At 45.7% G+C, this 10,385-nt stretch carries 9 protein-coding genes; 4 read left to right on the plus strand and 5 right to left on the minus strand.

Annotation, left to right across the window (positions count from 1 at the left end):
- Window positions 1–434: DNA gyrase C-terminal beta-propeller domain-containing protein (locus A1D16_RS18560; protein ID WP_290712280.1), on the plus strand; the 434-nt coding region annotated here is incomplete at its 5' end.
- A gap of 43 nt (window positions 435–477) precedes the next feature.
- Window positions 478–1,761, plus strand: coding sequence for a hypothetical protein (locus tag A1D16_RS18565; RefSeq protein ID WP_290712282.1), 1,284 nt, complete (start codon window positions 478–480; stop codon window positions 1,759–1,761).
- Between the two features lie 300 nt (window positions 1,762–2,061).
- On the opposite strand, the gene A1D16_RS18570 is transcribed toward A1D16_RS18565, so the two are convergent.
- Both A1D16_RS18570 and serA read right to left on the minus strand, forming a co-directional pair.
- Window positions 2,062–3,375 (minus strand): NAD(P)/FAD-dependent oxidoreductase, encoded by a 1,314-nt coding sequence (locus A1D16_RS18570; RefSeq protein WP_290712283.1) that lies wholly within the window; start codon window positions 3,373–3,375, stop codon window positions 2,062–2,064.
- A gap of 121 nt (window positions 3,376–3,496) precedes the next feature.
- Entirely contained in the window at window positions 3,497–4,729 is a 1,233-nt protein-coding gene (gene serA, locus A1D16_RS18575; RefSeq protein WP_290712285.1) for a phosphoglycerate dehydrogenase, read from the minus strand.
- 142 nt (window positions 4,730–4,871) lie between these two features.
- Here serA and A1D16_RS18580 point away from each other — a divergent pair, with 142 nt between their 5' ends.
- Together A1D16_RS18580 and A1D16_RS18585 are read left to right on the plus strand one after the other, a co-directional pair.
- Window positions 4,872–6,080, plus strand: a complete 1,209-nt coding sequence (locus A1D16_RS18580) for a serine hydrolase domain-containing protein (protein ID WP_290712287.1) — start codon at window positions 4,872–4,874, stop codon at window positions 6,078–6,080.
- A gap of 29 nt (window positions 6,081–6,109) precedes the next feature.
- Window positions 6,110–7,618 carry an NAD(P)H-hydrate dehydratase gene (locus A1D16_RS18585; RefSeq protein WP_290712290.1) on the plus strand — a complete coding sequence of 503 codons (1,509 nt, stop codon included), beginning with the start codon at window positions 6,110–6,112 and terminating at the stop codon, window positions 7,616–7,618.
- Between the two features lie 4 nt (window positions 7,619–7,622).
- On the opposite strand, the gene A1D16_RS18590 is transcribed toward A1D16_RS18585, so the two are convergent.
- The 3 genes from A1D16_RS18590 to A1D16_RS18600 form a co-directional block, all read right to left on the minus strand.
- Window positions 7,623–8,795: a sialidase family protein gene (locus tag A1D16_RS18590; protein WP_290712292.1), complete on the minus strand. Its 1,173-nt coding sequence runs from the start codon at window positions 8,793–8,795 to the stop codon at window positions 7,623–7,625.
- 4 nt (window positions 8,796–8,799) lie between these two features.
- The gene (locus A1D16_RS18595; RefSeq protein WP_290712294.1) at window positions 8,800–9,663 is read right to left on the minus strand and encodes a DMT family transporter; all 864 of its coding nucleotides are present in this window, start codon (window positions 9,661–9,663) and stop codon (window positions 8,800–8,802) included.
- A 96-nt stretch (window positions 9,664–9,759) separates the two neighbouring features.
- Window positions 9,760–10,385, minus strand: a 626-nt coding sequence (locus tag A1D16_RS18600) for an MFS transporter (RefSeq protein ID WP_290712296.1), incomplete at its 5' end; no start/stop codon positions are given.

Below are 10,385 nucleotides of genomic sequence, written 5' to 3' on the forward strand. Positions count from 1 at the left end.
TGATATGTGTCAAGAAAGAGGACGCGGATAAAACCGTGCTGGTGGTAAGTGAAAAAGGATTTGGAAAACGGACACAGATTGATGAATACCGGATCACCAACAGGGGTGGAAAAGGGGTTAAAACCATCAGTGTTACGGAAAAAACGGGTCCGCTTGTGGGAATTCTGGATGTGACGGAAAAAGAAGACCTGATGATTACCTGTAAAAGTGGCCTCACCATCCGTACCTCTATAGCCGATATCCGGGAAGCCGGCCGTGCTACACAAGGGGTAAAGTTGATTAACTTACAAGCGAATGATGCTATTGCAGCCATCACTAAGCTGGATGAGGTGGAAGAAGTTGTAGAAGAGCAACCAGCCGGCAACCCAACCGAACCCACAGATACCACCGAACCCACGGAGACAACCGATCCTACAGAAAATCCATCTGAATAAAAAGAAGAACACATAAACTAAACCTCTAACAAAAATAGGACTGATGAAAAAGCTCTTACTTACAGCGATGCTGGCCACGACGGTACTGGGTTTATCTGCCCAGAACCTGGAGAAAATCAAAGGAACCTTAAAGGCTAAGAAATTAACCGAAGCAAAAGATCAGATAGAAAGCTTCCTGGCCAATGAAAAAAACGCCAAGAACCTGGAAGCCTGGTACACCAAAGCAAAAATTTATGCTGAAATTTCCCAGGATCCTGCAGTTGCGGCTACTGTTCCGAACGCCCGTGCTGTTGCTTTTGAGACCATGAAGAAATACGTTGATATGGACGATAAGGGGCAGTTGGTGTTCCTGCAGCTGGACAACTATAAGCCGATCATGGATGTGTACCAGGGTTATTTTAAAGCCGGTGCCGATGATTATAATGCCAACAAATTTGAAACTGCACACGACAACTTCAAGAACTGCCTGGAAGTAAGTGAGTATATGGTTAGTAAAAAATGGTCGAATCTTACCCTGGATACTACGGTGGTTTTATATGCCGGTATCAGTGCGGAGAAATCCAGTAAGCGGGATGATGCCGCTATTTATTATTCCAAACTTGCCGATGCGAAGGTTAATGGCGAAGGCATGGTGGAAATTTACAAATGGCTGGTAGATTATAATTACAACCAGAAAAAAGATACAGAAGCTGCCAAAAAATACCTGGCCCTGGGTAAAGAAGTATACCCGGAAGATAAGTTCTGGCCGGCGTATGAGTTAGACATCGCCCGCGATGGTGGCGATAAAGCTGAACTGTTTAAAAAATACGAAGCTGTACTGGCGGGTGATCCTGGCAACACTTCCATTCGGTATAATTATGCCGTAGAACTTTATTCCGAGGGGTATAAGCCAGATGTGGCCCAGCGCCCGGCCAATTCTGCAGAGCTGATTGCAAAAGCTGAAACAGAATTGAAAAAAGTGGTGGCGGAAAAACCAGATTATGCGGCGGCTTACCTGGTACTGGGACAAATCCAGTACAACCAGGGAGTTGATTACAATACGGTCAATAAAGCCATTCGTCCTCCGCAAGGTGGCCGTCTGAAACCTGAAGAGCTGAAGAAAAAAGAAGAGCTACGTACCTTAATTACGCAGAAATTTGACGCCGCCATTCCATATTTTGAAAAAGTGGATGAATTGCTGGGGAAAGAAGGCAAACTGAAAATGGAGCAGAAATCTTATTTGAAAGATGCCTATGACCTGTTGATCACCATCTATGACAACAAGCAGAACCAGGAAAAATTAAAAGTGTACGAAGAGAAATTCAACAATGTAGATAAAGTACACTAATCGAATTTATAGTGCAAAAAAGACCGCCTCCACAGGGCGGTTTTTTTGTGCAGAAAGGCAGGGTCAATTCCTCTAAGCTGCTGTTAACCTCAACTATGAGAAATAACCGTTGCTGATGGTTGTTTGCAACGTATTGGATTTCAGGTAACTGCAGCATCCAAGTCAATTATAAGCCTAAGATTCCGCGGCTTAAACGCAGCCGCCTGTTTGTCTTATAATTTATATTATGTTAAATAGAATATTCGCCAATGAACCACCAGCAAAACAATTTGCAGCCGAATTAGCCATTCATTGCTGTGGCTATACCTTCTCTCCCTCCATGAATTTGCGAGCTTGTAATACGGGTGGCTGTTCATCCGACGGACGGTGGAACTCCCGGAAAATTAAGCGGAGCGACTGGTCATAGGTTACGTAGTTATATACCCAGTTCAGAAATACAAAGAGCCGGTTTTTTACACCCAATATCAGCATCAGGTGTAATGCCATCCAAACCAACCAGGCCAGGAAGCCGCCAAAATGTAATTTGGGTTTGGGCATATCCACCACTGCCAGGTTTCTGCCCACGGTTGCCATAGAGCCTTTATCGCGGTAGCTGAAAGCATGCGTTGGTTTCCCCGCTAGTTCCGCCAGTAAATTGCTGGCCAGGTTATCTGCCTGCTGAATAGCTACGGGTGCTACCTGCGGATGACCGTGAGGATACTCGGTTGTAACCATCGACGCCACGTCGCCGATAGCATAAATATCCTGGTACGGTTCCAGCAGGTTAAACTGGTTCACGGGTAAACGATTTCCCCGAACGGTTTCCACTTTTGTTATGCCTTCAGGTACATGTCCCTTAATTCCGGCTGCCCATAATACAGTAGCCGTCTGGATTTGAGAACCATCTTTATTGGTGAGGGTTTTTCCGTCATAACTGGCAACCTGTGTATTGGTTCGTACGGTTACGCCCAACCGGTTCAGGTAACCGGTGGCCTGAACCGAGCTTTTTTCACTCATGGCCCCCAGCAGTTTTCCGGAACCCTCCAATAAGTAAATAGTCATCTTACTGAAATCAAGCTCCGGGTAGTCTTTGGGCAGCACATAATTTTTCATTTCTGCCAGGGCTCCGGATAGTTCAACCCCCGTTGGCCCACCCCCTACAACAGCAATATTCATTAAACGCTCAATTTCCTGCGGATCCTTTTCTACGGTGGCCTGTTCCAGATTTTCCATCAGGCGGTGCCTTATCTGCAGGGCTTCTACAGTCGATTTCATGGAAAATGCATGCGTTTCCAACTCCTTGTTTCCAAAAAAGTTGGTACCAGCCCCGGTTGCTATCACCAGTTTATCATAACTGATGTCACCAATATCCGTAACCAGCTTTTTTTGTTCGGGCTCTACGCGGTAAATGTCTGCCATGCGCAACCGAACATTGGTACTTTTCTGAAATACCTTCCGCAATGGAAAGGATATATTACTGGCATCGAGCCCCGCGGTAGCCACCTGGTAAAACAGAGGCTGAAACTGGTGATAGTTAAATCGATCAACCAATAGCACTTCAACTCCCCTTTTATTATTCAGTTTGCGTGCTAAACGTAATCCACCAAACCCGCCCCCGGCTATTACAATTTTCATTGTCCGATTTTTTACAAAGTTATTAAACTTTCAATTATTATTGAAAAAATGGGTGTTAAAAAAACTGCTGGCAATCCCTGCGTGCATATGCAGCAATGATGCCAGCAGAACTATGCGTATTTTAATATAATAAACGAACCTTGATGGTTTCCTTTATATCTCTCAGGAGTTTCTGTGCCTGGGAGGACAATTTTTTATCGACATCTAGCACCACATACCCGATTTCTTCATTCGTTTTCAGGTATTGGGCCAGGATATTGATTTTATGCTTCGATAACTCGGTATTTATAGCAGATAATACCCCGGGCACATTGCGGTGAATATGCAGGATCCGGTGTGTGCCTTCCTGTGGTGGCAGGCTCAGCGGCGGTACCGTAAGCGAGCCATAACTGGTACCCATTTCCAGGTACTGGTAAAGCTTCATACTTACATCTTCTCCTATATTCTGTTGTGCTTCCTCCGTTGAACCACCAATATGTGGCGTCAGGATTACATTGGGAAGGTCCTGTAACGGGGTTTGAAAACGTTCGCCATTTTTCTCCGGTTCCCATGGAAATACGTCAATGGCTGCTCCGCCCAGTTGTCCGTCGACCAGGCATTTACGCAGCGCCTCCAGCTCTACCACTTCACCCCGGGCATAATTCAGGAGAATACTGCCTTTTTTGAAGTTTTTCAGGGTGGTTTTATTGATCATATTTTTGGTAGACTCCAGGTCAGGTACATGCAGTGTAATAATATCGGATTGGGCCACCAGCTCTTTCATGCTTTTTGCAGCCACAGCATTTCCTAAGGGTAATTTTGTAAGGGTATCATAGTAGAGCACTTTCATACCCATGGCCTCTGCGAGGATACTAACCTGTGTGCCGATATTACCGTAACCGATGATGCCCAGGGTTTTGCCACGCAATTCAAAACTGCCTTTGGCGTCTTTCATCCAAATGCCTTCATGGGCGGCTTTGTTCTTGTCCGGAATGCGACGAATAAGCATAACGGATAAACCAATTACCAGTTCGGCAACGGAACGGGTATTGGAATAGGGTGCGTTGAAAACAGCAATACCCGCTTTGGTAGCGGCTTTCAGGTCAATCTGGTTGGTTCCGATACAGAAGGCTCCAATAGCCTGTAATTTGGTAGCGGCGGCAATAACTTTCTCCGTTACCATGGTTTTGGAACGTATACCTAGCAGATGAACATCCTTGATTTCCTTGATTAAATCCTCTTCTGAAAGAGCTCCTGAAAGTTTGCGAACAGAAGCATAGCCCATTTGTTTAAAATGTTGTACTGCTTTGTCGCTGATGTTTTCGAGGAAGAGAATGTTAATTTTGTCTTTTGGGTAACTTGTTTTTGGTTCCATTTTTTGGTTGTTGCTTGCTGGCGCAAATATCTTTGTTTTCAACTAAAAAAACGATCCATTATAATTTTACGGCATACAATTTGACACCAATTTTTCGTTATATTTGAACATTCCATATCCTTTATCGAAAATAAGTAGCATTTTGAAAAACAGATTCGTACAACTGTTGGTAGTCCTGGTAAGCCTGATCGGCTGCCGAAATGCTGAACCCGCTGATACGACGGGTTCCCAACTTGCAGCCCCTGTAGTACCCGCTTCCCAAATCTTTGCTGACGATGCCACTATAAATAGATATGAGTCTGCTATCCAGGCTTTTATGCAAAGAAATTTTGGCGCCCGGGGATTTAATGGAGCCTATCTTATTGCCAAGGACGGAGAAATTATCCGGGAAGAATACATCGGCTATCGCGATCCTGTTTTAAAGGACCAGGTACTGCAGGAACATGATGCGTTTCACCTGGCTTCGGTATCGAAAACATTTACAGCCATGGCTGTACTGAAGCTTTGGGAAGAAGGTAAGCTTTCGCTGGATGATGAGTTGTCCAACTACTTTGAAAAATTTCCCTACAAAAATATCACCATCAAAATGCTGCTGAACCATCGCAGCGGCTTACCCAACTATACCAATTACCTGGATGTTTATGGCTGGAATAAAAAGAAACTGGCTTCCAACCTGGATGTACTGGCTTCTCTGTATAAAATGCATCCACCCATCCAGTTTACAGCAGGTCGGCGCTTTAGTTATTGTAATACCAATTACGCCTTACTGGCATTGATTATTGAAAAAGTTAGCGGGCAGTCTTTCCCTGAGTTCATGGATGAGAAATTTTTCATCCCGCTCCAGATGAACGATACCTATGTTTTCAGGCCCGAGGATGCTGCTGGTTCCATGCCTTCCTTCGAAGCCAATAACCGGAGATATGGTCTTGAATTTATGGACCTGGTCTATGGCGATAAAAATGTATACAGCACCGTACGTGATATGTTGAAATGGGACCAGGCGCTCTACAGCGATTCCCTCTTCAAACCTGCTACCCTGCAAGCTGCGTTTACCGGATATAGTTATGAAAAATCAGGTATGCGTAATTATGGCCTTGGATGGCGCCTTACCGAGCTTAAAAACGGGAAAAAAATAGTTTATCACAACGGCTGGTGGCATGGCAACAACACGGTATTCATTCGCCTGCCGGAAGAAAAAGCCACCATCATAATGTTGGGTAACCGTTATAACCGGGGAATTTATAAAGCCAAACAACTCTGCGATCTTTTTGGCGATTACCAGCAAAGCAATAACCTGTTCCAGGATCCGGACTCCGACGGATCGGTTTCTGTGGGTGGCGGTTCCGAATAAGCTCATTCATTTTTTTTGTACTTTTCGGTATGGTTGTTTTATCTGCCGAACAGGTTCGTGCATGGGATCGTTTCACTATTGAACAAAAACCCATAGCATCCATTGATTTAATGGAAAACGCTGCCACTGCCTGTATAAAATGGCTGGAGGCCAATAACCTTATAGCGCAACAACAATTCTATATTTTTTGTGGCAAGGGCAATAATGGCGGAGAAGGATTGGCCATTGCCCGTTTGTTACAGGCATTTAACCGGCCGGTGGATGTTTTTATCCTGGAAACAGGCCAACTGGGTAGCCCCGATTTTCAACAAAACCTGCATCGGCTGCATACATTACCTGTAAACCTGCATTATATCCAGGAAAGTTCGCCCCTGCCGGTGATCCCGGAACAAGGGCTGATAATTGATGCCCTCCTGGGTACCGGTCTTAACCGACCGGCTGAGGGAAGACTGGCAGCACTAATTGCCCATTTAAACCAGGCCCCCAACCCAATTATCAGCATTGATCTGCCAAGCGGCCTGTTTGCCGATCGTTCTACCCTGCCGGCGCCCTGCATAAAAGCAGCTGTAACACTTAGTTTTCAGTGTTATAAAACAGCGTTATTACTGGCTGAAAATGCGAGTTATTATGGGCTGCCGGTAATCCTGGATATTGGTTTGGAAGCCCGTTTTCTGGCTACAATTTTACCTGCGTATGAAATGCTGGAGGAATCCATTGCCCGGGCCATTCTGCAACCTCGTCCGGCACACGCGCATAAAGGGAATTTCGGCCATGCCCTGTTACTGGCAGGAAGTTCGGGGAAAATGGGTGCTGCAATACTGGCTGCAAAAGCCTGTTTAAGAGCAGGAACCGGTTTATTGACCACCCTGGTTCCGGAATCAGAAGCGCAGGTATTGCCGATTGCCTTACCGGAATCCATGACACTGTTTTACAAGAAGCAGGTTCCGGAAGTAGTGGGTACTGATTTAGAAAAATTCAAAACAATTGGTATGGGTCCCGGCTTGGGAAAAGACCCCATTGCCCGGGAATTGGTTGCCCATTTTATTCAGGGATCCCGGAAGCCCCTGGTACTGGATGCAGACGCGTTGAATATATTGGCCGGTTCACCTGCATTACTGGAAGCCCTGCCACCCTTCTCTATACTTACCCCACACCCTAAGGAGTTTGACCGCTTATGCCCTGGTGCTGTTAATGATTTTGACCGGATAAACGCGGCCGCCAGGCTCGCCATCCGCTACCAGGTGATTGTGGTGCTCAAGGGCCATCATAGTTTTATAGCAATGCCTGGCGGACGGGCCTGGTTCAATACCAGCGGCAATGCTGCCATGGCCAAAGCGGGCAGTGGTGATGTGCTGACAGGCCTGCTTACCGGTTTACTGGCGCGTGGTTATACGCCGGAACAGGCTGCCCTGCTGGGCGTTTACCTGCACGGGATTTGCGGAGAAATTGCCAGCCGAAAATGGGGAATGGAAGCTGTACTGGCTTCCGATTTGATCGATTCGATCGGCCCTGCGTTTTTAAGCCTGTCAGCCGTTTAAATTGTTATTTCCAACGAACTGATCGGAATACAATACTGCTGTACCCGTGTTTTTCATACAATACCCCAATAGTTTTTCTGTTTACCAGAACAATATCTGAATAGGCTGTTGGGTCTGATTCCCGGGGATTTTCTCCCTGGTCTACCAAAAAAGCCTTTGTCCAGGTTTTGCCATCGTCATAACTAATGCGCAAGGTCAGTTTATCTCTTTTTTTCGTATCGGCTGCATTACAGAATGCAAGCAGGTTGTTCTTTTTCTTTTTGCCAATGGTGAGTAAGCTGCCCTGGCATACCGGGTCAGGTAATTGGGGGTCGAAATAGGTACTGTCCCAGGTGGCCCCTCCTGTTGAACTGGTGGCCACAATCCTGGAACGGATATCTCCTTTCTGGTTACGCGCATTCAACATCAGTTTTCCGCCGGTTAATTCTGCGGCAGTGGATTCATTACTACCTGGTATTGAAATGGTTTCACCGAGTTTAAAGGTGCGGCCATGATCATCGGTATAAAATCCATGTGCCTGGTAATCTTCCGATTGTTCCTGAGGATTGCCGGAAGAATGATTGGCTGCCACAAAAATGCGCCCTTTAAAATTACCTGTTTGGAATTGCATGGCATGACCCGGTGTGTTGGCATAGCTTCTCCAGTCTTCCCGAAAAGAATAAGCAGGATTAATAGCCGGTTGATTGGGGCGATGTGTTTGCAGGGTGATGTTTACGGGGGGTGACCAACTGCTACCTCCATCGGTTGAACTGATGTACCAAACTTCGCGTAAACCATGTCCTTTCCGGACCTCCCCTTCGTGGTTGTTTCCAGTATTGTAAAAAAGGAAAATTCGTCCGCCCGGGTAAGCAGGATCAAGGAGATCTACAACCGGCGCGGGATTACCTGCCTGTAAGGTATCATAATCTACCAGGGTTTGAATGGCCGACCAGTTTGCTCCCCCATCGGTACTGGTTTTAAGTACAATATTTATATCTCCAAAATCTCCTGCATGGTCAACCCTACCCTCACAAAAAGCCAGCAGCTTACCGTTGGGTAAGGCGATGATAGCCGGAATCCGGTAACTTTTATGGCCTTCCCGGCCCGATACAAAAACGGGTACGGAAGACGAAGACTGTGCGATTAAACCGGCACTTATTAGTAATAATACCGGTAGAAGACCTTTTCGTTTATTCATGTGTTTATTTTTTTCGTTGAGAAACATACAATCCGCCAATTACCAGTAACATACCCAGGATAGTAAACCCGGTAATTGGTTCGTTTAAAACCAGGTAAGCCAGTAAAAAACCAAATACCGGGCAGAGGTATAACCAATAGGCGGCTGCTACTGTATTTATTTTCAGCAGGTATAACCAGGCCTGGACGGCACCGATAGATACCGGAATGGCCAGCCAACCGGTTCCCATCCAAAACCTGCCATCGAAATGGTTTTTAGCTGCATCATACCCAATAAGGGCCAGGGGCAGTAAAAACAAACCGCCGAGCAGGGTATGCCACCCGTTAATGGTTAAGATATCCAATCCGTTCCATTGCTGCCTGGTATAATAAATGGCTGCAATCGAATACGTGAGCATACTTGCGAAGAGCAATACCATTCCCAACGGCGTGGCATAACTGTTTTGCAACATAGGCCATGCTGCCATAACCACACCAACCGTGCAGATCAGTAAACAAAAAATAGCGGTTCCTGTAATCCTGTACCGAAAGAACAGCGCTGCCAGTAAACTAATGAACAATGGGTTAATGGCTATGGCCAAACTTCCGATTCCTGCACCCAGAAATTGCATAGCAATAACATATACGCCCAGGTAAATGGCTACATTCAGCAAGCCATATACGGCCAGTTGTTTCCATTCTTTTTTTTGCGGATGTCTTTTTTTTAGCAAACCGTGTGAAATCAATAACATCAATCCACCAGCTAGTAGAAACCGGATAACGGCAATGGTTAATGGTTGAGCACTACCCAATGCCAGTTTTGTAGCAGTGGCGGCGGAAGACCACAAGAAGGCAAATACGATTCCGACTGCAACAAATTTTCCCGTCATGCAACTGATTTACCTGCAAGGTAGGATTTTCGCCTATGGCATGCATAGCGGAATCAGCAGGAAAAAGCGTTGGATTCTATTATTAAAGGGCAGCGTTTACAGGTCTTTATCGACATAGTCGATTGTTTGCGGTCGAAGATAATAGAGTTGTATAACCAATACAAGCAGCACAATTAAAGCAAGAGCGGCAAAACTGCTTCCAAGGTTACCGGCAGCACTAAATTTGCCAAGTAAATCTGTTACGAGTGCTCCGGATAACAACCCGGTCAAATTCATTAACCCATACCCTGCTGCTCTGTTGCGGACCGATACAAATTGGCAAAGTATCGGCATATTATTGGTGTCAAAAAGGCCAAAACCTATTCCAAAACATGCAGCGCCTGCAAGAATTTGCCAAAGATCTGTTCCAAAGCCAAGAAACACTAAGGCAGGTATCGTTAGCCCCAGGCCAATTGCTCCTGTATAAATTCGCCCGCGTATATTCTTTTGAACCCAGCGATCAGATAAATAGCCTCCCACTACAACGCCGAATAAAGAAGAACCGGACGTTGTAATAGTAGCCATTGGACCTGCTGTAGCCATATCAATTCCCAATGTTTCAGAAAACAACGTAGGCAGCCAGTTTTTTACTGCCCAGCCAGGTAGGCTCGGAATGGTAAAGTATAAGAGTATTAATAAAAAGGAAGGATTACTGAATAAAAAACGTACCGACTGTGCGGGAG

This window comes from Flavihumibacter sp. CACIAM 22H1 (genome assembly GCF_001601815.1).
Lineage (GTDB): Bacteria > Bacteroidota > Bacteroidia > Chitinophagales > Chitinophagaceae > Flavihumibacter.

Excerpts from the sequence above, each read along its gene's own strand:
- A1D16_RS18565 (WP_290712282.1), top strand. The coding sequence starts at position 478 with ATGAAAAAGCTCTTACTTACAGCGATGCTGGCCACGACGGTACTGGGT.
- A1D16_RS18570 (WP_290712283.1), bottom strand. The coding sequence starts at position 3,375 with ATGAAAATTGTAATAGCCGGGGGCGGGTTTGGTGGATTACGTTTAGCA.
- serA (WP_290712285.1), bottom strand. The coding sequence starts at position 4,729 with ATGGAACCAAAAACAAGTTACCCAAAAGACAAAATTAACATTCTCTTC.
- A1D16_RS18585 (WP_290712290.1), top strand. The coding sequence starts at position 6,110 with ATGGTTGTTTTATCTGCCGAACAGGTTCGTGCATGGGATCGTTTCACT.
- A1D16_RS18590 (WP_290712292.1), bottom strand. The coding sequence starts at position 8,795 with ATGAATAAACGAAAAGGTCTTCTACCGGTATTATTACTAATAAGTGCC.
- A1D16_RS18595 (WP_290712294.1), bottom strand. The coding sequence starts at position 9,663 with ATGACGGGAAAATTTGTTGCAGTCGGAATCGTATTTGCCTTCTTGTGG.